Origin of the sequence: Nostoc sp. NMS9 (assembly GCF_017114995.1) — a bacterium.
In the GTDB taxonomy this organism is placed as follows: Bacteria; Cyanobacteriota; Cyanobacteriia; order Cyanobacteriales; family Nostocaceae; genus Nostoc.
This window is the reverse complement of the sequence record NZ_JABXKL010000018.1, coordinates 14,923-41,234: the sequence shown is the minus strand read 5'-3', so window position 1 is coordinate 41,234 and position 26,312 is coordinate 14,923. Positions and strand designations below refer to the sequence as shown.

At 43.3% G+C, this 26,312-nt stretch carries 18 protein-coding genes; 13 read left to right on the top strand and 5 right to left on the bottom strand.

Features of this window, described 5'->3' with window-relative positions; all coding sequences use genetic code 11:
• Positions 1–351 precede the first annotated feature (351 nt).
• Positions 352–486 (top strand): hypothetical protein, encoded by a 135-nt coding sequence (locus HWQ40_RS06600; RefSeq protein WP_292775833.1) that lies wholly within the window; start codon positions 352–354, stop codon positions 484–486.
• Between the two features lie 682 nt (positions 487–1,168).
• Positions 1,169–1,324, top strand: coding sequence for a hypothetical protein (locus HWQ40_RS06595; RefSeq protein ID WP_334981457.1), 156 nt, complete (start codon positions 1,169–1,171; stop codon positions 1,322–1,324).
• 107 nt (positions 1,325–1,431) lie between these two features.
• On the opposite strand, the gene ilvB is transcribed toward HWQ40_RS06595, so the two are convergent.
• From ilvB to HWQ40_RS06580, 3 genes are all read right to left on the bottom strand, one after another.
• Positions 1,432–3,345, bottom strand: coding sequence for a biosynthetic-type acetolactate synthase large subunit (gene ilvB, locus HWQ40_RS06590; protein WP_292775832.1), 1,914 nt, complete (start codon positions 3,343–3,345; stop codon positions 1,432–1,434).
• Between the two features lie 132 nt (positions 3,346–3,477).
• Positions 3,478–4,740: an MFS transporter gene (locus tag HWQ40_RS06585; RefSeq protein WP_292775830.1), complete on the bottom strand. Its 1,263-nt coding sequence runs from the start codon at positions 4,738–4,740 to the stop codon at positions 3,478–3,480.
• A 147-nt stretch (positions 4,741–4,887) separates the two neighbouring features.
• Positions 4,888–5,481 (bottom strand): hypothetical protein, encoded by a 594-nt coding sequence (locus tag HWQ40_RS06580; RefSeq protein WP_292775827.1) that lies wholly within the window; start codon positions 5,479–5,481, stop codon positions 4,888–4,890.
• Positions 5,482–5,950: 469 nt separating this feature from the next.
• Between HWQ40_RS06580 and HWQ40_RS06575 the strand changes: the two genes are divergently transcribed.
• Entirely contained in the window at positions 5,951–7,069 is a 1,119-nt protein-coding gene (locus HWQ40_RS06575) for a ferrochelatase (RefSeq protein ID WP_292775825.1), read from the top strand.
• Between the two features lie 44 nt (positions 7,070–7,113).
• On the opposite strand, the gene HWQ40_RS06570 is transcribed toward HWQ40_RS06575, so the two are convergent.
• On the bottom strand, positions 7,114–7,659 hold the full coding sequence (locus HWQ40_RS06570) for an NADPH-dependent FMN reductase (protein ID WP_292775822.1): 546 nt from the start codon (positions 7,657–7,659) through the stop codon (positions 7,114–7,116).
• A 422-nt stretch (positions 7,660–8,081) separates the two neighbouring features.
• Between HWQ40_RS06570 and ftsH the strand changes: the two genes are divergently transcribed.
• The 6 genes from ftsH (at position 8,082) to topA (ending at position 16,304) form a co-directional block, all read left to right on the top strand.
• Positions 8,082–10,013, top strand: a complete 1,932-nt coding sequence (gene ftsH, locus HWQ40_RS06565) for an ATP-dependent zinc metalloprotease FtsH (RefSeq protein WP_292775819.1) — start codon at positions 8,082–8,084, stop codon at positions 10,011–10,013.
• Positions 10,014–10,323: 310 nt separating this feature from the next.
• Entirely contained in the window at positions 10,324–11,238 is a 915-nt protein-coding gene (locus HWQ40_RS06560) for a DUF928 domain-containing protein (protein ID WP_292775817.1), read from the top strand.
• 407 nt (positions 11,239–11,645) lie between these two features.
• A complete protein-coding gene (locus HWQ40_RS06555; protein ID WP_292775815.1) occupies positions 11,646–13,109 on the top strand; it encodes a serine hydrolase in 1,464 nt (487 codons plus the stop codon).
• A gap of 174 nt (positions 13,110–13,283) precedes the next feature.
• Positions 13,284–13,490: a type II toxin-antitoxin system HicB family antitoxin gene (locus tag HWQ40_RS06550; RefSeq protein WP_292775813.1), complete on the top strand. Its 207-nt coding sequence runs from the start codon at positions 13,284–13,286 to the stop codon at positions 13,488–13,490.
• 2 nt (positions 13,491–13,492) lie between these two features.
• Positions 13,493–13,666 carry a type II toxin-antitoxin system HicA family toxin gene (locus tag HWQ40_RS06545; RefSeq protein ID WP_292775810.1) on the top strand — a complete coding sequence of 58 codons (174 nt, stop codon included), beginning with the start codon at positions 13,493–13,495 and terminating at the stop codon, positions 13,664–13,666.
• Between the two features lie 466 nt (positions 13,667–14,132).
• On the top strand, positions 14,133–16,304 hold the full coding sequence (gene topA, locus HWQ40_RS06540) for a type I DNA topoisomerase (protein ID WP_292775808.1): 2,172 nt from the start codon (positions 14,133–14,135) through the stop codon (positions 16,302–16,304).
• Positions 16,305–16,324: 20 nt separating this feature from the next.
• On the opposite strand, the gene HWQ40_RS06535 is transcribed toward topA, so the two are convergent.
• Complete coding sequence (locus tag HWQ40_RS06535) at positions 16,325–16,846, bottom strand: phosphoribosyltransferase (RefSeq protein WP_292775805.1); 522 nt, start codon at positions 16,844–16,846, stop codon at positions 16,325–16,327.
• Between the two features lie 98 nt (positions 16,847–16,944).
• On the opposite strand from HWQ40_RS06535, the gene HWQ40_RS06530 reads away from it, so the two are divergent.
• The 4 genes from HWQ40_RS06530 to HWQ40_RS06515 all read left to right on the top strand — a co-directional run bounded on the left by HWQ40_RS06530 (position 16,945) and on the right by HWQ40_RS06515 (position 25,489).
• Positions 16,945–18,396: an MFS transporter gene (locus HWQ40_RS06530; RefSeq protein ID WP_292775803.1), complete on the top strand. Its 1,452-nt coding sequence runs from the start codon at positions 16,945–16,947 to the stop codon at positions 18,394–18,396.
• Positions 18,397–18,735: 339 nt separating this feature from the next.
• On the top strand, positions 18,736–20,214 hold the full coding sequence (locus HWQ40_RS06525) for an efflux RND transporter periplasmic adaptor subunit (RefSeq protein WP_292775801.1): 1,479 nt from the start codon (positions 18,736–18,738) through the stop codon (positions 20,212–20,214).
• 84 nt (positions 20,215–20,298) lie between these two features.
• Positions 20,299–23,700, top strand: a complete 3,402-nt coding sequence (locus HWQ40_RS06520; protein ID WP_292775799.1) for an efflux RND transporter permease subunit — start codon at positions 20,299–20,301, stop codon at positions 23,698–23,700.
• Between the two features lie 760 nt (positions 23,701–24,460).
• A complete protein-coding gene (locus HWQ40_RS06515; protein ID WP_292775797.1) occupies positions 24,461–25,489 on the top strand; it encodes a PleD family two-component system response regulator in 1,029 nt (342 codons plus the stop codon).
• Positions 25,490–26,312: the final 823 nt, after the last annotated feature.

Here is a 26,312-nt window from a genome sequence, read left to right as displayed (position 1 = left end):
TTCATGCAAGTATATAGATATAAGTGAAAAAGAATGTAGAAACGTAGCACTGCTACGTCTCTAAAAGGTTTCTGGATAACGCATATTTAATTTCACCAAATCTCTGTTGCATACAAACGAGAACAGCTATAGATGATATTCGTCCCACCCCAACAAGAGAGAACAATTAGAATCCCTCTTGCTGGGGTAGTATTTTCACTAGGTAATGTTATATGTAACGTATGAATGCAAATTCCGCTCAACCCAAGCAAGTAAACTAAATGTTTAGCCGCTAATTATTGCTGCATCGAAGGTGTAGCAAAAATTCTGCTGAATATAGGAACCCGTGGACGAGGCTTAGAGGCTGTTATATTGGCAGAAGAGTTATTAGTTGCCTCAGAAAGGAGAGGTGGTTTGCTATTAGTATTAGTAGAATTGGCAAAATCACTCAATTGGTTAGCCGAAGGTGAACTTGAAGATATGGAAGTAACATTCTCAGGATTTTGACTGTTGGTTTTTACCGGAGTTTGAGCTTGACATGGAGTAACGAGGAAAGTTGAACTTGTTCCTAATACCAATATGAGCAAATGAGAAATATATTGTTGCATGGGGATTGGTAAAATGGGTTGATAAATATTCAAAGCTTAAAGAAGTTGTGTTTGTTCTCAGTTAGAAATAAAACTGCAATTTTCCAATAGAAATCATGACGCTGTTGTCCAAGAAAACTTGAACACAGCGATTTCCAAATGAACAGACTATTAATGCTTAATACATTAATTCGCTAACAACAATCTAACTTCCCTCAATCAAGGGGAAGCTAAACTCTCTTTTGTAAAAACAAAGAGAGCGGTTATTTTAAGACTACTGAATCTGCCTGAAAGAGAAGCAAATAGATACACCTGGAATAATTGACGTTTTTTAATCAACTAAGCCAGCACAACTATTAATATTTTAGTTATATTTAACTTGTTAATAAAAGAGCAATGTTACTGAAATTTTTAAAAAAGCCGATTTATATAAAATCAACTCTAACTCGCATATTTAACTAACTAAACCAAAAAGTATATGAACTTTTAATAAAAACTAAGTTTGATGAAGTAGTTTTCAGAATATCTCAGCTTGTGTAAAGGTTTTAGCTGGTTTACGGTTTGACAAAAATTTGATTACACACCTTTTCAGAGAGGAAATTATGCAAGAATCTATGATTTACCAAGACATTCGGATTCTGCAAAAGGGAGAAGAACGAGCAAAGAAACAGGAGGCGCTGTTAGATTCCAACAGTCAAAGCGATTTAGTGAATTACTTAGGAAATATCTTTTTACCTCAACTTAATCAGGAAGATTAAGCGATGCCTACGCAAGAGGAAAGGGGGCAGGAATTAGGGGGAATTCCTGCATCTTTCTCCCCTTCTCCTTGCTCCCCTACCTCTCTAGTCTGAATTATCAAAAAGCGTTACAGCTTCGTCCCACACTCAGCACAGAAATTGTGGGTAGGAGCATTTTTAGCATTGCAATGGCTACAATACACTGGCTCGGCTGCCGCTTTCGGTGCTTGCTTCTGTAAGCCGACCATTTGAGCGTTGCTCTTACCAGGAGCTACCATTGGATAGCAGTTTTCGTCTCTGGTGACGTGGACATTTAAGATTACTGGCCCTTTGTGTGCCAGCATTTCGGCGATCGCATCTTTTAATTGACTGCGATCGCTGATTACCATGCCCTTAATGCCATAAGCTTTTGCCAATAACTCTACGTCTGGCATCCCTACTTCCATGTCGGAGCATGAGTAACGTTCACCATAGAAGGCTTGCTGCCACTGGCGCACCATCCCTTGCCAGCCGTTGTTGATAATTATTGTCTTGACATTTATCCCATACTGTGAAATTGTTCCTAGTTCCTGTAAACACATTTGGAAACTAGCATCACCGCTAATACAGATGACTTCTTCATCAGGAAACGCTACTTTCGCGCCCATTGCCGCAGGTAAGCCAAAACCCATCGTTCCCAAACCAGCGCTAGAAATCCAGCGCCTTGGGCCATTCTTCAGGAATTGTGCTGCCCACATTTGATGTTGTCCAACATCTGTGGTGTAGAAAGCGTGGGGTGCTTGGCTATTGACTTCTACAATTACTTCTTGAGGTGAAATACTGTCGGGATGCTGCGGCACTATTAGAGGATACTCTTCGCGCCAACGGTTAATTAGATTCAGCCACTCTTGGTTTTGATTAGGTGTAGCCTTAATCCCTGTTTCTTTACAGCGACGCAACAAGTCTACTAACACATTCCGCACATCGCCGACGATGGGCACTTCGGGAATGCGGTTTTTGCCGACTTCTGCCGGGTCGATGTCGATGTGAATGACTTTGGCGCGGGAGGCGAATTCGTCTAACTTGCCTGTAACGCGATCATCAAATCTAGCGCCAACGCAAATCAACAAGTCACAATCACTAACGGCGAAGTTAGCGTAAGCAGTGCCGTGCATCCCCAACATTCCCAAAGCTAGGGGATGATGTTCGTCAAAGGCACCGATCCCCATTAAGGTTGTGGTGACGGGGATATCGAATAATTCAGCTAGTTGTTTGATTTCTTCATGAGCGCCAGCTGCGATCGCACCACCACCCACATACAATAATGGACGGCGACTTTCAGTAATCAACTGGATCGCGGCATGAATTTGCCGGGGATTTCCCTTTACAGTGGGACGATAACCGCGTAGCTTTACTGAACCTGGTTTTACAGGTACATAGTCAAATTCTTCTAAAGCTACATCTTTGGGGACATCAATCAAAACTGGCCCCGGACGCCCAGTGCTAGCGATGTGGAACGCTTCAGCGACAATTCGCGCCATATCTTTGGGATCGCGCACCACATAAGAGTGCTTGACGATTGGTAGGGTAATCCCGTAAATATCAGTTTCCTGAAACGCATCTGTACCAATCGACGGACGTGCTACCTGTCCTGTAACCACAATCATCGGGATTGAATCCATGTAGGCGGTGGCGATGCCTGTCACCAAGTTAGTTGCTCCTGGACCAGAAGTACCAAAGCATACTCCTACTTTGCCTGTGGCACGGGCATAACCATCAGCGGCGTGGGCTGCGCCTTGCTCGTGTCTCACGAGAATGTGCTTCATAGCACCAGTTGCTTCCACCTTATATAGGTCGTCGTAAATTGGTAGAATTGCCCCACCAGGATAACCAAAAATATAATCAACGCCGTGGCGATGAAGGCTGTCAAGCAGAGCAAAACCGCCAGATGCTCGTTTGGGCACGACTGGCGGGCTAGAAGCACGAGACTGTTTGTGATTCTCGGTTTGTGGGAGACTAATTGGGGAAAGCGATTCTCCAGCGGAGACACTTAGTGAACGCACGGTCAAACCTCAGACTATAGCTAAAGTTAATGCTGAATTCTGTAGTTAAGATTTCATTTTAATTGAAAACTTCAATTAAATTTCGGGAATTTTATATATTAAATATAAAGCTAGATTATTAGCCTACATTAATTAAATTACGTCTTGCAAGACTTTGCGGGTATTTTTCCAAGCCCAAACACCGACAACCACGACAACAATACTCATTCCTACCAGCACAATTCGCAACCCCAGAACATCAGTTAATGGTCCAGTAATGGCCAGAGGTAAGGCCAAAGCGATGTTAACAGCATGATTTTGAAAGCCAAATACTTTACCGTGCATGGTAGATGGTGTTTGCTGTTGAATTAAAGTTTGCATGGGGACACCAATTAAAGCAGCACCTACACCCAAAAATGCACAGAGTCCTAGCGCCAGCAACAAGTTGTGCGTAAAAGTGAACACCCCTAAAACTAGTGCCATCATCAAAAATCCAATTAAAGGTAGGGGCTTGCGATGCAATTTCTCACCCCAGTTACCTAGAATTGCCGCACCAAATACCATACCCACCCCTGCTGCTGCCAAGAAAAAGCCAAACTGTTTTTCTTTTAGACCAAACTCTTCGGCTAATCGAATCGTCAGCACTGTTAAGGCTGCAAACACACAATATAAAGTTGTCAGTTGCAGCATGGCGTTCAAGATCAAAGGATTTTTCTTGAGATAGCGTAGGCTCTCGGTGAATTCAGCCCAAGGGTGATTTGATACCCGATGTTCCTTGGGTCGTTTGGGTTCTTTAAACTTTATTGGCTGCATAATTGCAGCCGATAATATGTATAGTCCACCAACCACAAACTCTTGACCGTATTCTTCTCCCATCCAGCTTTTCGCCAAACTCAGAATCGGCTCTCCTATAGCAAAGCCAACAATTAATGCTCCCATCATCGTGCTGCTAAATAGCGCATTAGCTGCCAACAAATTCTCTCGCTTCACCAACAAGGGAATCGCTGCTTGTTCAGCTGGTGCAAAAAACTGCGTCACCGTGGAAATGGCAAAAGTCAGGATTAACAAAATCAGGAACTGTCGTGGCAATAAGGGAAGACACAGCGTCAATATTCCCCGCACAATATCTGAGCCAACCATAATCAGCTTTTTTGGCAAGCGGTCAACAAAGATACCACCAGCAGAGCCGAACAAAATTGCTGGGATTGTAAACGACAGCATCAAGGTTGAGTACATTGAGTTTTGTGCCAACCCTGGAAGCGGTGGGTAGTTCTCCAGCAGAGCAATCAGCAAAACGAAGAAGACCTTATCGGCTAACTGGGATAGCAGTTGCCCAATCCACAGGAGCATAAAACCACGGTTTTTTAGCAGTGCGCCAAAGCCGTTATTAACAGCAGCCGGTTCAGTTGGAAACATTAGATACTTTTTTTGGGTAGATGGGGCATAGGGCATGGGGCATAGGGCATGGGGCATGGGGTATAGTTTTTCTTGACTGTCACCTGTAACCTTTTCCCTTCATCACTCCTCACTCTTAACTCCTGTTTACTTACTCCATTGTCCGGATTAATTTGCTTCATAGTGCTTTAACAGCATAAGCAAAAACTCAGTTGCTGTCAGACGACCTGTGGGTGGAATTATCTCAATGGACGAATCTACGCAACAGCCTTGTACAGTTTGGGGAGATTTCCAAATGGACAAATGATCGACTGCTGGCTCTGCATAAAAGTTATTTTGCCCACTACCTAGCAAACATGAACTCCAATGGGTGAAATAATCATGACTCATCCGATGAATAGGGAAATTTCCCTCTAGTGGTACTCCCCATCCATCTATAGCAATAAACGCTTTGACACGACCACCCAAGAGTTGCCACAAATGTGCTGCCCCTATTGCCCCAACTACGCCAGCACTAAAGCTAATGAATATAATTGGTGATTCTAGAGAGTCGGTCAAGCGATACCTGTGGTGAGCTACGCTAACGCGCAAAAACTGCAAAATATGAAATGCTGATAAAACCAAAACATCTTTACCTGGATAAATCAGTATATTTGCGGTATTAGGAGCGATCGCGCTATTAGAAACTAAATCTAACAATCCGACTCTGAAGCTTTCAGTTAACTCTGGCTCATGAATTCCAGAGCAAATAATTATATTCATCTGTCTATTCCAAAAATTGGGTATTGGGCAGTAGACTTCTTGCATGAATCAATGAGCTTTCACCCTAAATCCCTCTCCCAAGGGAGAGGGACTTTGAAATTGCCTCTCCCTTGGGAGAGGGCGAATTTTGCATTTGTGCAAGAGACTCCATAAACTGCGCTCACAAGGAACAATGAAAATAATCTGAGAATGATTTTGCGTTGTTTCAGCCTCTATTTTCAAGGCAGATATAATATAAGTCTAATTTCAAGTTTTAAACCGCTTCAAAAAAATTTCTAGCCCCTGTTGGGTATTTATGCAAGAAGTGTATTAAGCCACGTAAATTTTATACGTTTTTTGACTTATTATTTTCATTTTTGCACCTATCCTATCCCCCCGGATGGGATAATAAGTTACTATAAGGGAAAATGCATAAGCTATTCCCTAAGTTTATATCTCTCTGCACTCTGGTTATATTGAGGAACTAATTGTGGTTGCCACGCCGGAAAAAGTACAACACACCCACGAGCATCTATCAGGTAAAGACCGTGTAGCCGTACTGCTTATGGGCTACGGCGAAGTCGAAAGCTACGAAGATTTCGCCAACTATAACGAACAGGCTTTAAATCTCCTGACAGCAAAGTTCGCACCAGTGCCAACTTGGATTTATCCCCCCCTAGCGAAACTTTTGGCGCTATTTGACCGCCATGAGTGGGGACACACACACCACGATTTTATCTCCCCACATAATGCCATCTTTGAGCAGCAACGGGCTGGAATTGAGAAGAATTTACAAGAAAAATGGGGCGATAATGTCCAAGTTTTCAAGGCTTTCAACTTCTGCGCCCCTTTTCTACCCAATCAAGTCTTGGCAGAAATCAAAAACCAAGGCTTCGATAAGCTGTTAATTTACCCACTGCTGGTTGTTGATTCTATCTTTACTAGTGGTATTGCGATCGAGCAAGTTAACAATGCTCTGGTTGAGTTGACTGATGGTGAAGAACACTGGGTTAAAGCACAGCGCTACATTCCTTCTTTTTTCAACGAACCAGCTTACATCGATTTAATGGCTCATCTAGTTGAGGAGAAAATTGCTGAATTAGCAGCAGCTTATCTCCCTTCTCAAATCGGTATTGTGCTAATGAACCACGGCTGTCCCCATAAAGCTAAAGGCTTTACTTCTGGGATTGCCGAAAGTGAAGCAATGTACGACTTGGTTCGGGATAAGTTGATTAACCGCTATCCGTTAATCTCCGTGGGTTGGCTCAATCATGACACACCCTTAATTGATTGGACGCAGCCAAATGCAGAGCAAGCTGCAAATAACCTGATTCAATTGGGTGCGAAAGTAGTGATCTTTATGCCAATTGGCTTTGCCACAGAAAACCACGAAACTCTATTGGATGTACACCATATCATCCATGCTTTAGAGAAACAGCATCCTGGCACGAACTACGTGCAAATGGCTTGCGTCAACGATCATCCAGAATTCTTGGCAATGGCGGCGCAATGGGCTGATGCTCATATAGCAGAGTTGTTGTCAGAGCAACCTTTGGCAATTAATCCCCAACTAGCTGGGGATCACCATCATCACCACCATCATCATTAAGTTTTGAATTTATGAGGGTGGGCAAAGCTAGACCCACCCTACAATTAATTTACGCCCCGCAGCTTGCGAGTGTTATCAACTAAACTTTGAGCAAATTGATCGAATCTTTGAGAGAGCTTCTCATCTACTAGTTTGCCTTCAGGACTGAATGCACCCCAAGCTTGTCCGATCGCAATTTGTTCAGGGATAGACCAACAATGCACCCATCTGGTAATTAACCGTAGTTCGTTTAGAGCGTTGCTATTAGACTGACCACCCAAAACACTAATAAATCCTGCTACTTTATCAGACAGTTGGTCAAAGCTCATTAAGTCCAGAGCATTTTTCAGGACACCACTAACGCCACCATGATACTCAGGTGTCGCTAAAATTAATCCATCGGCCTGACTAACTGTTTCTTGCAACCGCTGAACATCTGGATACTCTGGATACTCCTTTGCGCCAGTGCAAAATGGTAGCTGCAACTGCCGTAAATCGAGAATTTCTACCTCTGCACCTACAGCTTCAACTCTTTGTGCTGCGACTTGTAAAGCAAGCTGGGTATAAGAGTTGGGTCTTAAACTACCACCAATGCCAATAATTTTCACCATAATTAACCCATAAACTATTAACTAGCTACTATCGATTTCTTAAAAGGCGGAATCGTTATGACTATGTTTATCTTAGCGATTTGTGCCGGAATGTGTCAAATTAATATCTACTGGGGACTGGGGACTAGGGAGCAGGGGAGCAGGGAAGCAGAGGAGCAGGGGAGAAGTAGCAGTAAGTTTTTCCCCTCTGCCCCTTTGACCTCTGCCTTTTGTATCCAATGCCCAGTCTTAAACAGCTGCATAAATCTAGATAACCCTCGCTCAACTTACTTTATGTAATAGCCTGAAGAAACTTGGGAATGCTTTTGTGTGGAAGTTAGACTAGATAAGAAAAGTGTAATTTCCAGTTATTACAATTTTTGATAGAAGAATAGGCATAAAACCAGCGCTTAACTTGTGCCAGCAGACAAAGGGTAATTATTATGACAAATTCGGGAAAAAAAGCATTGATAAAAAGGCAGTCCTCAAAGCACGTTGCTTGGTTTGGTGCGTTGGCGTTCGCGAAGCGTCTCGTAAAGAAGCCCGCCGTAGGCATTGCTGCTAGTTTGATTATGTTGCCAGGAATTCTCGGAAGTACTCCTGTCATGGCACAAAAAGCAGAAACCACCTCGCTAAATTATGGTGACTTGATCAAGAAAGTGAAGGCGGGAGAAGTCGAGAAAGTAGAGCTTGACGAAACCGAACAGCTAGCAAAGGTTTATCTCAAGGGGCAAAAAGATAATACACCACCGCAACAGGTGAGACTTTTGGCACAAAATACTGAGTTAATCAACATTCTCAAAGACAAGAATGTTGATTTTGGCGAAGTTTCCTCTGCGAACAGTCGAGCTGCTGTTGGACTGTTGATCAACTTGATGTGGATTTTGCCACTAGTGGCTTTAATGTTATTGTTCCTCCGGCGCTCTACTAATGCTTCTAGCCAAGCGATGAATTTCGGCAAATCCAAAGCTCGCTTCCAAATGGAGGCAAAAACTGGAGTGAAATTTGAAGATGTCGCTGGGGTTGAAGAAGCTAAAGAAGAACTCGAAGAAGTTGTGACTTTCCTGAAACAGCCGGAAAGATTTACCGCTGTAGGCGCACGGATTCCCAAAGGAGTACTGTTAATTGGCCCTCCTGGTACTGGTAAAACTTTACTAGCAAAAGCGATCGCAGGTGAAGCCGGTGTACCATTCTTCAGTATTTCCGGTTCAGAATTTGTGGAAATGTTCGTTGGTGTGGGTGCATCTCGCGTGCGCGACCTCTTCAAGAAAGCTAAAGATAATGCCCCTTGTCTAATATTTATCGATGAAATTGACGCAGTAGGTAGACAACGGGGCGCTGGGATTGGTGGTGGTAACGACGAGCGCGAACAAACCCTCAACCAACTGCTCACCGAAATGGATGGTTTTGAAGGTAACACAGGCATCATTATTATTGCTGCCACTAATCGCCCAGATGTTTTAGATACAGCGTTACTCAGACCGGGACGCTTTGACAGACAAGTGATGGTCGATCCACCGGATCTCAAAGGGCGACTGGAAATTTTGAAAGTCCACGCGCGGAATAAAAAAATTGATCCTAGCGTATCATTAGAAGCGATCGCTCGCCGCACTCCTGGTTTTACTGGCGCAGACTTAGCCAACTTACTCAACGAAGCCGCTATTCTCACAGCTAGAAGACGTAAAGAAGCCGTCACTCTTTTAGAAATTGATGCTGCTGTAGACCGAGTTGTTGCAGGTATGGAAGGTACCGCCTTAGTAGACAGCAAGAGCAAGCGCTTGATTGCCTATCATGAAGTTGGACACGCTTTAGTAGGCACATTGCTCAAAGACCACGATCCTGTTCAGAAAGTTACATTAATTCCACGGGGACAAGCACTGGGATTAACTTGGTTTACTCCCAACGAAGAACAGGGGTTAATTTCCCGTTCTCAACTCAAATCGAGGATTACTGCTACTTTGGGTGGTCGCGCCGCCGAGGAAATTGTTTTTGGGAAGCCAGAAGTGACCACAGGTGCAAGCAATGACTTGCAACACGTGACAGGCATGGCGCGGCAGATGGTGACACGCTTTGGAATGTCAGAATTAGGCCCATTGTCCTTGGAAAATCAGAGTGGAGAGGTATTTTTAGGACGCGACTGGATGAATAAATCAGACTATTCTGAGGAAATTGCCGCCAAAATTGATTCACAAGTGCGCGAAATTGTTAGCAATTCCTACATTAAGGCCAAAGAACTGTTGGAAGAAAACCGTGTAGTTTTGGAGCGTTTAGTAGATTTGCTAGCAGAACAGGAAACAATTGAAGGTGATGTATTCCGTAAAATTGTTGCCGATCATGTTCAGGTAGTCGATGAACAATTGGCTATACCTCATTAAAAATATGAGTGAGAAATAATGTAGAGATGTAGCAGTGCTACGTCTCCACAAGGGTTATGGATAACTTCAATTTCACCAGATGTCTATTAAGGAATAGGCAAAAGCTAATAGTCTATCAACTTTAGACTACTGAAAATCCAAAGGTTAAGATTCCCGACTTCTGAAAAAAGTTGGGAATTTTGTTGTAAAAAAATTACAATACTACCTCAGCCTTGCCAGAAAGTAGCACACATCAAGTCTTGTCACTGTAAAGCTTAGGCTATTGTATTATATATACCCAAATAATGTATTACAAGTAAACATAAACATCATGAAATATAGATTTTGGGCAAGTTATCTGCTTGCGGCTTTAGCATTTCTGCCCTTTGAGTCTGTAAGCATTACTCAGGTTTTGGCAACAGAGTCAGTTTACCAACTGGCACAAGCAAAATCTGCTTACACCCAATATATGCAGCTTGGTTATAATGAAACCAAACGGAGAAACTATAGAAAAGCTTTATTGAATTTTCAGCAAGCAGAACGGCTACGTCCTGGAGATAGGTATGCTACTTCTGCAATTAGAAATGTTACAAGTTACATTCAACGCAGTAGAAATCGTATCGCCTTTGTCCCAGGTATACCTGGTAGGGTAAGGTCAGCAGGAACGCGGGGAAGTTGCTTTCAAACTGGACAAGATATTATTCCGCTAACACCAACAGATAAAGAAGCTCAACAAACCACAGCAGAGCATCCTACATTCTTTTTCTACGTTCCTCAAACCTCTCCAACAGTGCAAGCACTAGAATTTGTTTTGTGGGATGGTGATAGCATTGACCCATTGTATAAAGGAACTTTCAAACCTGTTGGGCAGAATGGCATTGTTAGTGTAAATGTACCCGCTGCTCAGCCATCTCTACAAATCGGTAGAAAGTATAGTTGGACTTTTTCGATGATTTGCGATCCTAATAACCGCGATAAAGACTCTTCTGTAGAAGGTACAATTGTGCGATCGCAAGATGAAAACCTATCTCTTCAGCTAAACCAACCAAACACAGACTTGGATCGGGCAGTTTTATTTGCCACAGCTGGATTTTGGGAAGATGCTCTGAGAACTTTAGCTAATTTACGCAGCCAGCGTCCTAACGATCCCGAAGTTCAGAAATATTGGGAAGATTTGTTAAATTCAGTAGACATTAAAGAAGTTGTAAATAAGCCTTTATTGCCCTGTTGTACTGCCCAGAAATAAGTTAACAATTACTTAAAAACCCGGTTTTGATAAAAAAGCCGGGTTTTTTACCCTTCAATTTCAGATTAACTGTTCGTAAATACCTAACCAAACCGAGACAAAGCAGAGTCTGATGGTTCTAAAATAAAAAAATACTCAACTACTTCTTGTGGGGTGGGCGACACGAGCGCCCGTAGCCCAAGGCGGGCAAGATGCCCACCCTACAAGATTGGATAATTTATTTGTTGGAAGTCCCTTGTAGTGCGATCGCAAACTGTCTCCATGAGAATCGCTTGGCGTGGACAGCATCAATTCTCGCTAATTACTGCTGTAAGTCAACCTGGTAAAGAAACAGGAAGTGCGATCGCAAAGTTTGAGTAGAATTGGATAGCACTGACAAATTTAGAACGGAAAAGTGGCGTATATCAATGCTGCAATCCATTGAACAACGCATTGAGCGTGTCATCAATAATCTTCTGCCAGCAACAGCGTTAGAAGGAAAATTTGGTCTACCAAAAACATTGGATGAGCAATTAGCACATTACCACACCCCAGGTATCAGTATTGCAGTTATTAATGATTTTGAAATCGAATGGGCGCGTGGATTTGGGGTGTGTGAGGACAGAACAACTCGTGAAGTCACACCAAACACATTGTTTCAAGCAGCCTCAATCAGCAAACCTGTTTTTGCCTTAGCAGTCATGCGTCTTGTACAAGAAGGTTGTCTCAATCTGGATGAGGATGTCAATAATTATCTCACCTCATGGCGTGTGCCTGCGATCGCTCTTTGGCAACCCCGAATAACGCTGCGCCAATTATTGAGTCATACTGCTGGCTTGACTGTGCATGGCTTTCCTGGCTATGCAAACTCAGATTTATTGCCAACCATACTTCAAGTTCTCAATGGCGAACCTCCAGCCAATACCGATAAAGTGGAGGTCAATATCATCCCTGGTTTGCATTACCGCTATTCCGGTGGCGGCACAACAGTTGCCCAACAGGTATTAGTTGATTTGCTCAAGCAACCTTTTCCAGAAATCATGCGCGAACTGGTACTCGACCCGTTGGGCATGACAAATAGCACCTACAAATACCCGCTCCCGAATGATTGGTTAGCAAAGGCAGCAACAGCTCACCCATTCTCTGGTATACCACTTGAAGGCAAGCACCACGTTTATCCTGAGATGGCAGCAGCAGGTTTGTGGACAACGGCATCAGATTTAGCCAAAGTTGGCGTTGAACTCTTGCGAGTCTTGCGTGGGTTATCTCCCACTGTGTGGAGTAAAGAAACTGTAGAAGAAATGTTGCGTCCCCAACAGATAGAACAAACACAAGGAGCGAATAGTGAGTTTGTGGGATTAGGGAATGGATTATTTGTGGGATTAGGATTCTTCGCGGGTGGTGGAGTTGGTGATGGTTTCTACTTTTTTCATAGTGGTAAGAATGAAGGATTTGTAGCACTTATGCGTGTTTACGCGCATATTGGAAAAGGTGCTGTTGTCATGCTCAACTCAAATGAAGTTGAGCTGATCCAGGAAGTAATGCGATCGCTCACGCTTGAGTATGACTGGCCTGACGTGTTTGAGAAAGAAAAACCAATCATCACCCTATCGCAAGCTGAGAGTTACTCAGGGTTATATTTAACAAAATCTGGATTGCAGTTCAAAGTAGTGAGCCAGGATCAGAATTTGTTTATACAATGTCACCAGCAACCGCCGTTAGAGTTTTTTCCGACATCAGAGCTAGAATTCTTTGCTAAAGCAGTAAATACGAGTATTTCTTTTGAGAAGGATGACACAGGCAATATTACTGCAATGACTTTAAGCCAAGCAGGTGTAATGATTTTAAGACAACAAGCAGATAAACAGATTAGAGCAGAGAGACAAGGGTGAAAAAAACAAGCGCAGGATACCGAGATGGTCGATTGAGTTGTAGAGGTTATCTGCGTCCGCTAAGCTTGGTCGTCAGACATTGCAACAAAAGGCGATCGCTCAGCTGCTTTTTTGGGTGAAATAGTCGCAGGTTACAATAATGAATAACTACAACTCTCTTGCCAACAACAGTGTATGAAGTTCAATGTAATACTTGATCGTGATGAAGATGGGGTTTGGATTATCGAGTGCCCCAGTATACCTGGTTGTGTTAGTCAAGGTCGGACAAGAGAAGAAGCCCTGGAAAATATCAAAGACGCGATCACAGCTTGTCTTCAAGTTCGTGCAGAACTTGGTTTACCGCTCACTGTGGAGATTCATCAAGTAGAAGTTACAGCATAATCATGGCATCTGCCCTTCTGGTTCTCAGTGGGCGTGAAGTTGTCCGTGTGTTTGAATCGCTCGGTTGGGAGTTTGCACGTCAAAGTGCTAGTCACATCATCCTAGTTAAGAAAGGCGAAACAGTAACATTATCTGTTCCAGATCATCGTGAGGTTGCAAAAGGAACATTGCGATAGTCTCATCCGTACTGCTGGACTTACAGTTAATGAATTCATTGCCGCTATCTAATCGCTTGGTCAGCTACTTTAAAGAAATCAACAAATTCAATCTCGCAATTGTGCAAAAAAGTGTCTACAAAACTAGGCTGATGTAAATTAAACCCAAATTCCATTGATACCAAGCAAGTGCAGAGATGATACCTGGTAAGTGTTCGTCTGGCAGGCGAATGTCGTTAAATCCTAATTTAACTAGCTTGTTGAGGCTAAAATCATAGTAATTGAGCCAGCTGCAACAGCGATCGCACAATCAGGCATCGCGTTGAGATGATTTACTTCTAAACTGAGTTGAGCAATTTCCAAAGCTTTTTGATACAGTATTCTAGAAAATCCATATCACGAGAATAGGCGTTCGCCTTTGGCGTTGGCGCAGCCATCGCTAATTGCAATTGCCAGTTTATTGCTCAAAATCTAGAACGCAGTTGCTATGATCAAACGCCTGCTTGTAGTAGAGTCTCCCGGAAAAGTCAAAAAACTCAGTCAAATTCTGGGTTCGGATTGGAAAGTTCTCGCCAGTTGCGGCCACATCCGAGAACTCAGCAATGAAGGAGACGATTCCTTGGGCTTCGTCATAGACGGCAGTAATGTCCGGTGCAATTACGTCCCGCGTGACCAACGAGCGAAAGAAACAATCCAGAAGCTCAAGTCTGCGGTGAGGCAGGTTGATGAAGTTGTCTTAGCAACTGACCCAGACCGGGAAGGCGAGACAATCGCTTGGCATCTGAAAGAAACGCTGGGTTTAAGGGAACCGAAACGAGTAATTTATACTGAGATTACAGCATCGGCGGTGCAGAGTGCGATCGCTAATCCTAGAAAGCTAGACCAAAACTTAATCGGTGCTGGGCTGTGCCGAGATTGCCTAGATAAGTTGGTGGGTTATAAAGGTAGTCCTTTAGTTTGGGCATTGAATAACGGCGCTAAGAGTGTTGGCAGAGTCCAAAGCGCCACGTTACACCTGATTTGTCAGCGAGAAAACGAAATTCTGGCTTTTGTTCCCCAAGATTACTGGAGTGTTTGGGTAGATTATGCTGAAGGATTTCGGGCTTTTTACAAAGGGACGGTCGATTCTGCAAAAGATGCAGCAGAGCAAGAAACTGAAACTAATGATGACGCAAAGGTAGGTAATACTCCAGAAACACCGGAGTCTAAGCGCGTTCTTTCAGAAGCAGAGGCTACACGTTTAGTAGAAGAAGCACAGCGACATCCTCATCAGGTGATTCATTTTGAAGGAAAAATCGTTAACCGCCAGCCACCTCCACCATTTACAACTTCCAGCCTTCAGCAAGCAGCCGGTTCAAAGCTGAGGTTTGCTCCCGACAAAACCATGATTGTGGCCCAAAAGCTCTATGAGGCAGGGCTTATCACATATATGCGAACAGACTCAGTTATGCTGAGTCCAGAATTTTGCGCCAGCGCCCGTAAATGGTTGGAGCAAAATGATCCGCAGAATGTACCGCAGCAAGTCGCCAAGCATCGCAGTAGCAAATCGGCTCAAGAAGCACATGAAGCAATTCGTCCAACAGATGTATTTCGTCCCTCAGTTCAGTTGCGTTTAGAACTTCCCGATGATGAGTTTAATCTGTATGTGATGATCTGGAAACGGTCAATTGCTTCTCAGTGTCGTGCTGCCCAATTGCGTAAAACTTTGGTGATTACTCAGTCTGGTTCTCTACTGTGGTCAGCCAGAGGGCAAGTGATTGAATTTTACGGTTATGCTCGGTACTGGAACAATCTCAGCAAGGATAGTGTTTTACCTTCATTACAACAGGGACAAGCATTGAAACTGGAGAATGCTGGACATGAAAAGAAGCAGACGCAGCCACCACCTCGTTATAGTGAACCAAAATTGGTGCAACTGATGGAACGTAAAGGAATTGGTCGCCCAAGCACTTATGCTTCTACTGTTGCTACCTTAAAAAAACGAAATTATGTCGAGTTGAAAAAAGACCATCTGCAACCGACAGCGTTAGGGTTAGAAGTTGATGCGTTTTTGCTGAAAGCACTGCCGGATTTACTAGAGGCAGAATTCACAGCGAAAATGGAAGATGCCCTTGATGCCATTTCCGAAGGAAAGAATTCTTGGCAGCATTATTTAACTAGTTGGAATCAGAATTACTTTATACCAGCGCTCTCCAAAGCTAAAACTGTAGTTCCAAGTTCCTCAATAGGTAAAGCGAATGTGAACAGTGAGCGCAAATATGAAACTTCCAAGACTCGATGCCCTGGATGCAAAAATTTTCTCGCCAAAATTCCAAGCAGTAAGGTCAAAAAGAAATATTTCCTCAAATGCACAAAAGGCTGTGAAAATGTTGTCCTGTTTTGGAGCGACTTTAACAAAGCTTGGGAGCCACCACGAACTAAAGCAGTCCAGGCTGAGAATCAGCAAAAGCCTCCCGTCAAGGTTACGACATATCCCTGTCCGGTATGTAAGAAACCTCTAGAGGAGTACAGTTACATCAAAGAGGGGCAGAGTAAGACAATGTTGCGATGTTCTGACCCACAATCCCGTAAGGATACTAAACATAAAGATGTGGCTTATTTTAGTACGCAAAAAGGGTGGTGGAGTCCTAAGTTTGGGGAGTTAGGAGTTAAGAATTAATAACTCCTCACTCATCACTCCTAACTCCTAACTTTATTTACCTTAACCGCAAGTTCTGCGGGGTTCATCTGCTCGTAGTGTTCAAAGGGTTGGTGAATCCAGGGGTTGTCAGGCAGATAATCAACATAATAATCGGGTGCTATAACTGAACAAGCTTTATACCAAAGAACTGCGGTGCGAATTTCCTCAATGGGAAAATCAATATTTTGCTTGAGCCAAGGTATAGTCTGTTGGAGTGTGATCCCAGAATCTACTAAGTCATCCACTAGAAGAATGCGCGAACCTAACTTTTCGGCAGTCATTGTCAAGTGACGGGAGAAAACTAAATTACTTCTTTCTTGCTTGCCAGTGCCACTGTAAGATGAGGTTGCTAAAATTGCCAGTGGTTGCTGGTATATACGGGAAAGAATATCTCCCACTCGTAGTCCTCCTCTGGCAAGACAGATAATATGGTTGAATTCCCAACCGGATTGATAAATCTGAATAGCCAGTTGTTCAATTTTTTGGTGATAATCTGACCAAGAAACATAAAGGTCTGGCATAAGTCTAACGGGAGTGGTAGATGGCTAGTATTGAAGGCGATGTCTATGACAGCCCACGACTACGCAAACTTTTTATTTTAGTATGAGTGCAAGTTATTATGACCGATTCTGCTGCTGATGGCGATGCCCAACAAGATCCTCTCAGTAAAAAGCTCGACTTGAAAACAAAACTGGCTTACGGTGCAGGAGATTTAGGACCAGCAATCACCGCAAATATCTCCGTCTTTTTTCTGCTGGTTTTTTTCACAAATGTTGCTGGTATCCCTGCGGGTTTAGCGGGTAGTATTTTGATGATTGGCAAAATCTGGGATGGCATAAACGATCCGTTTGTCGGGTTCCTGACTGATAAAACGAAATCTCGTCGTTGGGGGCGTCGTCTTCCTTGGATGTTTTATGGAGCAATTCCCTTTGGAATTTTCTTTTTCTTGCAGTGGATTGTACCGCAATTTAGTGCAAATCAGAGTGATAATATTTGGCCATTATTTTGGTATTACGTAGTCATTGGGGTGATATCTCAGGCGTTTTACACAGTTGTAAATTTGCCTTATACGGCGATGACTCCAGAACTAACTCAAGATTACGACGAACGCACCAGCCTTAACAGCTATCGCTTTACATTTTCTATTGGTGGCAGCATTTTATCGTTGATTTTAACGCAAATTGTTTTTTCACTGATTGCCGATCGCAAACAACAATATCTGGTTTTAGCAGCCATTTGTACGGTAATTTCGATTTTAGGATTATATTGGTGCGTTTTTGGAGTACGCGATCGCATCTTAGCTTTTGAGGCTAAACGCAGCCAAACTGAAGAACCTGCATCTCTCCCCTTCTTTGAACAGCTAAAAATTGTCTTTAGTAACCGACCTTTTTTATTTGTTATTGGTATATATCTTTGTTCTTGGCTTGGTGTGCAGGTAACAGCCAGCATTATTCCCTATTTTGTAGTCGATTGTATGGGACTCAAAGAATCAGATGTGCCCACAGTCATGATTGCAGTCCAAGGAACTGCTCTGTTAATGCTATTTGTCTGGGGAGCGTTGAGTAAAAAAATCGGCAAAAAAGTTGTTTATTTTCTGGGAATGAGTTTGTGGATTATAGCAGCAGCCGGACTATTTTTCTTACAGCCTAGTCAAATAGTTTTGATGTATGTGATGGCTGTGATGGCAGGTATTGGTGTATCCACAGCTTATCTAATTCCCTGGTCAATGATTCCAGATGTAATTGAATTAGATGAACTGCAAACCGGACAACGCAGAGAAGGCATTTTTTATGGCTTCATGGTTTTGCTACAAAAATTTGGTTTGGCTTTGGGGCTGTTTTTGGTAGGAAATGCTTTGCAAGTAGCCGGTTTCAAAGAATCTGTAGCCGGAAGTCCACTACCCATCCAACCGGAATCAGCACTGTTTGCTATTCGCGTTGCTGTTGGCCCCATACCGACAGTTTGTTTGATTTTTGGCTTAGTTTTAACGTATTTTTACCCAATTACCCGCGAGATGCACGCTGAAATTATGCTAAAACTCAAAGAACGGCAAGAGAAGAGGGGGAGTTAAAGGAGCAGAGGGCAGGAGGTTTTAGAAAATCATTTTCTTCTTCATAGCCAAAAGGGTCTGAGAGTAACTAAATTTATTTATGAAAACCAAAAAATGCCGCCGGGCACGAATTAGCTTGCCAATAGCCAATATTAGATTGCTTTGCCGTCAGTAGGCTTCCACTCTGACGTACATAAATCAAAGATAAATAAAGTCACAGATCGCAACGGCTTAAAAAGAATTTATTTCCAAAAGGGGTAGGCTAAAAAATAAATTATTAGTACACTAATGTTTAGTTTAACTAATATTGCGCTTATCTAATTAGAATCAATCGCAACCAACCATTTTGCGGAAGATGCGATGTCTAAAGACAAGCTAGTATGTGTCTGTGCTTCCCCTTTCCCCCAGATTGTTGATATGCGCTGTTTAGCTCCTGTTCAGACGATAAAGCCTTCGTCTTTGGCTGCTGAAACTGTTCCTCGTTTTCAGAGCATTATTCAAAGAGGGCGGTTCTCGCTACTTATATTAAGTCTAGCCTACTTGTGTAGTGCCTGTAATGCTTCCGAAGCCCAATCAAGTGGCAAAGAAGCAGGAAAAAAACGAGCTGTGCCAGTGGTGATTGCTACTGCGACTCAAAAAACGATTCCAATACAGCTATCGGCGACGGGAACGGTGGAAGCATATTCTACAGTATCTGTCAAGTCTCAAGTGGGTGGTCAGCTCACTGGTGTCTATTTTCAGCAAGGACAGAACGTTAAAAAAGGAGACTTGTTATTTAAAATTGATTCTCGTCCTTTACAAGCTGCGCTGATGCAAGCTAATGCTGCCAAAGCGAAAGATTTAGCCCAGGTGAAACAGGCACAGGCAAATGTCCTCAAAGCGATCGCTCAAGTGAACCAGGCAAAAGCGAATGTAGTCAAGGATAAAGCCCAGGCAACAAATGCAGATGCACAAGCGCAACGTTATAGTAGTTTGCTCAAGCAAGGGGCAATCAGTAAAGAACAGGCCGAACAGTATCAAACCAGTGCTGATGCTCAACAGGCGACGGTAAACGCAGATCAAGGCGGTGTGGCAAATGCTCAAGCAGCAGTGGCAGCAGCCCAAGCAGATGTCCAAAACGCCCAGGCAGCAGTAGCATCAGATGAAGCTGCGATCGATAATGCTAAAGTTCAGCTTTCTTATAGTTCCATTTACGCACCAATTGCTGGACGCACAGGTAGCTTGAAGCTAACTCAAGGCAACTTAGTCAAAGCAAATGCCGCAAATGCCGATGATTCGTTGATTACAATCAGTCAAATTCGCCCAATTTACGTCAACTTTTCTATTCCCCAGCGACTGCTGCCAGATATCAAAAAATACAGTGCAAATAACGGCAAGTTAAAAGTCGATGCTTTACCTCCTAAAGATGCAGGGCATCCAGTACGGGGCGAACTCACCTTTGTTGATAGTGGAGTCAATACCCAAACAGGCACAATTCAACTTAAGGGTACTTTTGCCAACGCTGATGAGCGCCTGTTTCCGGGGCAGTTTGTGAATGTAGTACTCAAACTAAGCGAAGAACCAAATGCCATTACTGTTCCTTCTCAGGCGGTACAGAGTGGACAACAGGGACAGTTTGTGTATGTAGTCAAACCTGACAAAACAGCAGAAATGCGTTTAATTACCGTCGGTGACACCGTTGGGAATGAAACGGTAATTAAGCAAGGCTTGAAACCAGGTGAGCAAGTAGTTACTGATGGACAATTCAACCTCGTGCCTGGTGCCACAGTCCAAGTGAAACCGGAAGTAGGGAGCAGGGGGGCAGGGGGGCAGGGGAGCAGAGGGGCAGAGGGGAAATAATAACTCCTAACTCAGCACTCTTAACTCAGCACTCTTAACTCAGGACTTAGCACTCAGGACTCAGCACTAATTCAAGGGAACGCGATGAACATTTCCGAGCTATTTATCCGGCGTCCAATCATGACGACTCTAGTTATGGTTGGCATTTTGATATTTGGGCTGCTCGCTTACCAACAGCTACCCGTTAGTGACTTACCCAATGTAGATTATCCAACACTCCAGGTAACAGCTAATCTGCCCGGAGCTAGTCCTGAAACGATGGCTGCCTCAGTCGCAACCCCCTTAGAGCAGCAGTTTTCTAGCATAGCGGGATTGAGTTCGATGAACTCTACCAGTTCTTTGGGTACTACACAGCTGACGCTGCAATTTGACCTAAATCGGGATATCGACGGCGCAGCCCAGGATGTGCAGTCTGCTATTTCTAAGGGAGCGAAGCAGTTACCGACTAATATGCCTAATCCGCCATCTTACCGAAAGGTAAATCCGGCGGATCAGCCAGTTCTTTATATCTCTCTGAATTCGTCCATTCTGCCCCTGTCAACTGTAGACAAGTATGCTGAGACATTGCTGGCACAACGTCTATCAATGGTAGATGGGGTAGCGCAAGTGCAGGTTTTTGGTTCTCAAAAGTATGCGGTACGAATTCAGCTTGATCCCGAATCGCTTAGTGCTAAAGGGATAGGAATTGATGAAGTAGCTGATGCGATCGCTAACGGAAATGTCAATCTACCTACTGGGACACTTTACGGTAAGCAGCAGAATTCTACCATCCAAGCAAACGGTCAACTCAACGATGCCGCCAGCTATCGCTCCCTAAATGTGGCTTATCAAAACGGCGCACCAGTGCAGTTAGGTGAACTAGGTCAAGTCCTGGACAGTGTGGAAAATGATAAGATTGCCAGTTGGTATTTTCCTGTCAAGAAGGAAAGTCAGGGAGCAGCGGAGCAGAGGAGCAGGGGAGCAGAGGAGCAGAGGAACAGGGGAGCAGGGGAGAAGTCCCCATCTAAAGTCCAAAATTCTGGCGTGCGGGCGATCGTTTTGGCAATTCAACGCCAACCGGGAACTAATACTGTTCAAGTAGTGAATGCAATCAAGAAACTGTTACCCACCTTTCGGACACAGATTCCGGCGGCTGTGAACATGGATATTCTCTACGATCGCTCTCAGTCAATTCGGGAGTCGGTGGATGATGTACAATTCACGCTGTTGCTCACCATCGCTCTGGTGGTGCTGGTAATCTTTCTGTTTCTCCGCAATATCTCTGCAACAGTCATTCCCAGTTTGGCAGTACCGCTTTCGATAGTAGCGACTTTTGGGGTCATGGTGCTGCTAGGCTTCTCTCTGGATAACCTGTCCTTAATGGCGTTGACCCTTTCAGTAGGTTTCGTGGTTGATGATGCCGTAGTCATGCTGGAGAACATTGTCCGCCACATGGAAATGGGTGAAAGCCGCATGGAAGCAGCCCTAAATGGTTCTAAAGAAATTGGTTTCACAATTTTATCTATGACCATTTCTTTAGTAGCAGTATTTATCCCGATACTGTTCATGGAAGGCATTCTGGGGCGACTGTTCCGTGAGTTTGCCGTTACTATCAGCGTTGCAATCTTGGTATCTGGCGTAATTTCTCTAAGCTTAACGCCAATGCTGTGTTCCAGATTCTTGAGTCCACCTCATCATGAGGAAGAGAGTGAGGGGGATGAGGAGCAGGGGAGCAGGGGGGCAGGGGAGCAGGGGAGCAGGGGAACAGAGGAGCAGGGGAGCAGAGGAGCAGAGGAGCAGAGGAGCATGGAAGAAATTCTTAACTCCCAGTATCTAATCCCCAGTCCCCAATCTCCAATCCCCAATCCCCAATCGCCAGCCCCTAGTCTCCAGTCCCGAATCAAAAATTTCAACCGTCGTCTCTACAACTTTTCAGAAAATATTTTTAATGTGATATTGGGCGGATACGATTGGAGTTTGAAGAAATCACTCAAGTATCACCGCACGACGATGGTGATTTCGGGAGCGATTCTTGTAGCGACAGTATATCTGTTTATCATTGTGCCTAAAGGGTTTGTTCCCAACGCAGATGTCGGACAAATTACGGCAACTACTCAGGCATCAGAAGATATATCCTTTGATGAGATGGTAAAACATCAACAGACTGTAGCTGCGATCGCTTACCGAGATCCGAATGTCGATTCTATCAACTCCAGTGTCGGAGCTGGCGGGCCAAATGCTTCCGCCAACGCTGGACGAATTTTAATCGAACTCAAGCCCCGCCATGAGCGCCATCTCAGTGCTGATGAAGTTGTGCAGGAACTCCGACCAAAGTTGTCAGTTGTGCCTGGAATTAAGGTATTCTTGCAAAATCCCCCAGCTATTAATGTTGGTGGACAACAGACAAAAGCGCAGTATCAATTTACTCTGCAAACTCCCAATATTCAGGAACTTTACCAGTACGCTCCAGCTTTAGAAGAGAAATTGCGATTGCTCTCAGATTTACAAGATGTCAACAGCGATTTGCAAATCAAAAATCCGCAAGTAAAAGTAGATATCAACCGCGACCACGCTTCGGCTCTAGGTTTGACTGCCAATCAAATCGAAACTGCCCTGAGTAATGCTTATGGTACTCGCCAAGTTTCCACCATCTACGCCCCCGATAGCCAGTACCAAGTAATTATGGGCGTGGAACCAAAATATCAGCAAAATGCCAATGCTCTAGATTTACTCTCAGTTCGTGCCCCTAGTGGACAACTTGTACCTCTTAACGCTGTAGCAACCTTGAGCAAAGATGTAGGGCCGTTGACTATTAACCACAAAGGACAACTGGCATCTGTCACTTTCTCCTTTAATCTCAAGCCAGGAGTATCACTAGGTAACGTCACTGGGAAAATTGAGGAACTCGCCCGTCAAACTCTGCCACCTACTATTAGTACAGGTTTCCAAGGTTCAGCGCAGGCATTTCAATCTTCAATTCAGGGTTTAGGATTGCTACTGCTAGTTGCCATCTTGGTGATTTATATCGTGTTGGGGATTCTCTACGAAAACTTCATTCACCCATTGACAATCCTTTCAAGCTTACCCTCCGCTGGATTTGGGGCAATACTGACCCTGTTGCTATTTCAAGTTGATTTGAATATTTACGCCTTCGTGGGCATTATCCTGCTGGTTGGTATTGTAAAGAAAAACGGGATCATGATGGTTGACTTTGCGATCGTTGCCCGTCAAAACGGCAAAACCCCTTATGATGCTATATATGAAGCCTGCTTGGTGAGATTCCGCCCAATCATGATGACGACAATGGCAGCACTTATGGGTACGCTGCCCATCGCCCTCGGTTTCGGAGCCGGAGCAGATACACGGCGTCCCCTTGGTTTAGCTGTAGTTGGGGGGTTAGTCTTCTCACAATTTCTCACACTTTATTTGACGCCCGTTTTCTACACTTACATGGAGTCTTGGCAAACAAAGCTCAAAAAACGCAACTGGCGCAAACAGTCAGCATAAGTAGTCGGACATAATTCAATACGCTTGGGTTAGCGCCAAAAACCTTAAACTGTGTAGGTTGGGGAGGCTACGGTGTATACACAAGTCAAATTACCCCCCTTAATCCCCCGCATGTATTGGGTGGAAACAGGAATTTAGTTTCCTCACACCACATGCTTCTCCCAAGGGGAGACGCTGCGCGAACAAGTCGGGCATTGCCCGCCCAACGCAGTGGCTCCCCAATGCATCGGGGAGGGTTAGGGTGGGGTAAAACTCAATACGGTTCAGTAAGGGTTATTGATGTAAATAATCGGTCTTTGAAGACGCGATAAATCGCGTCTCTACATCAGGGTTTTTGGCTTATCTGAACCGTATTGGGGTAAAACTGACGCGAAAAACCAGGTGAGTAAACTATTTCAGACTTGTGTATACACCGTAGGCAAGCGGGGAGGGGAGCATTGTGTTGCATACAAACGAGAACCGCTATAGTAGCCTTGTGCTTCGCTTTTCTTTAAGCCATCGAACTCGATGGCTTGGATAACCTTTTGACGAAATTATTAATAAGTTTTGTAACAAAAACAAACTTAATTAACTTATCTAAAACATATAAAACTTATACCAATACCTAATTTCAAACAGGCATCTGTCATAGTTAAAAACTACAGTTAAAAAAAAAGCATATATATTGCTAACTCAAAAAGTTTGGTTGTCTCAACAGATATTGTTTAGAATAAAGGATATTTTATCCTGAATAATAAGCAAAATGGCAACTGAAAAATAAGTGAAAAAACTTTTTTATAAATATGTAGAAAATATGACTATTTGCAGAGCGTGTTTTAAAAACAGTAAAGAAACAGAAATAATAAAAACTGTTATTCAATCAAATGAAATTTTAATTTTAATTATTGATGATGAAGCATTTAACCGCAAATTACTGCGACTTTTTCTAGAACCAAAGGGGTATCAAATAGTAGAAGCTCAAAGTGGTGCAGAAGCATTAAGTATTTTTGAAAAACAGCGGCCAGATATAGTAATACTCGATATCATTATGCCAGATATGGATGGGTTTGAGTGTTACCTTCAATTGCAATCTTTAGATTGTGGTAAATGTACCCCTGTTTTAATGCTTGCAGAGATAGAAGATGAACAGTCAGTTGACCGTGCATTTGAAATGGGTGTAATAGACTATCTTATCAAACCGATTCACTTGCCAATCTTGCAACAACGAATAAAACGGATAATTGAGCAATATAAGTTACAGGAAAAACTCATTGCTAAGAATTTAGAATTGCAACGATTAGTTATTATCGATGAATTAACGCAAGTAGCTAACCGAAGACGATTTGAAGAGTATTTAGCTCAAGAGTGGCAGCGCACGGCAAGAGAGCAACAGCCTTTTTCTCTGATTATCTGGGACGTTGATTTTTTCAAATCTTACAATGATACTTATGGTCATCTTTCGGGCGATCGCTGCTTGAAAGAAATTGCAAAAACTATCAAAAATTTTCTGAAGCGTTCCACAGACCTAGTTGCCCGTTATGGTGGAGAAGAATTTGCTGCGATATTGCCTAACACAGATGTGGAGGGGACAACATTAGTAGCCCAAACAATTTGTTCTGCTGTTCGGACACTGGCAATTCCACATAGAAATTCATTAGTCAGCAATCATGTCACCTTGAGTGCTGGGCTTGCTACAGCGATTCCTATGCCTGGTTCTGATTTTGAAGAAATAATTCTTGCGGCAGATCGGTCGTTATATCAAGCAAAGGCAGCAGGACGGAATCGTTTTCTGTATAACAGTTATCACTAAAAGTTTATCTGCTAAATATAGCGGTTCCCATTCAGATGCGATACAACATTATATCGCGGGGTGTAGGGAACATGCCCATTGGTGTCAACTTAAGCTCAAACTCCTTTAAAACCTCGTTTCCAGCCTCTTGCTGGAAATGCTGCTCCTCGCGGCTCTGCCGCCAGCAAGGGAGGCGGAGCCTCCTTGACGGCATTCCCAGTCTCCGACTGGGAACGAGACAATATCTAAAAGCTTGTTCTCGGCTGGCTTTCACGTTAAGTTGACACCAATGGAACATGCTGTGCCCCTACGGGTGTACCTCACGCAACCGAGAAGCGCTATAATCGCCAATTGAAAGATTTACTTCCAGATAATTTTTAATAGCAAGACGCCTTTAACAAGCTTTGCTAATAAAATAATGTTCATCTCAGTTACCAACGTTTAACTAATAATTAATAACCATTTTTATCTCAATAGTTATAAATTTTAAAGATAAGTAATTAGCTGATCAACTTTGGTTTCATTTATCTTGCTAGTTTCTAGCAAGATTAGGCTAACTTTATAGACAAGTGTAGAGAAGTGCTACAATAACTGTGAGTACGCAATCGGATATAAACTTTATACTTGCCACAAGACTAGAGTTTCTAAATATACAAAAATTTCCTAGTACACAGGAATAACAGTTAAAAATAACACTTAAACCAAGCAGGTTTAATTGAGATGCAATTATAGGATATTAGCTGAAGATGCTTTAAATAAAGCATTAGCATTTAAAAACAGCTAATTGACTTTCTAAGTAGTTCCGAAACTGTATGTTGCAATATTGTCAACTTTAAGAATTATT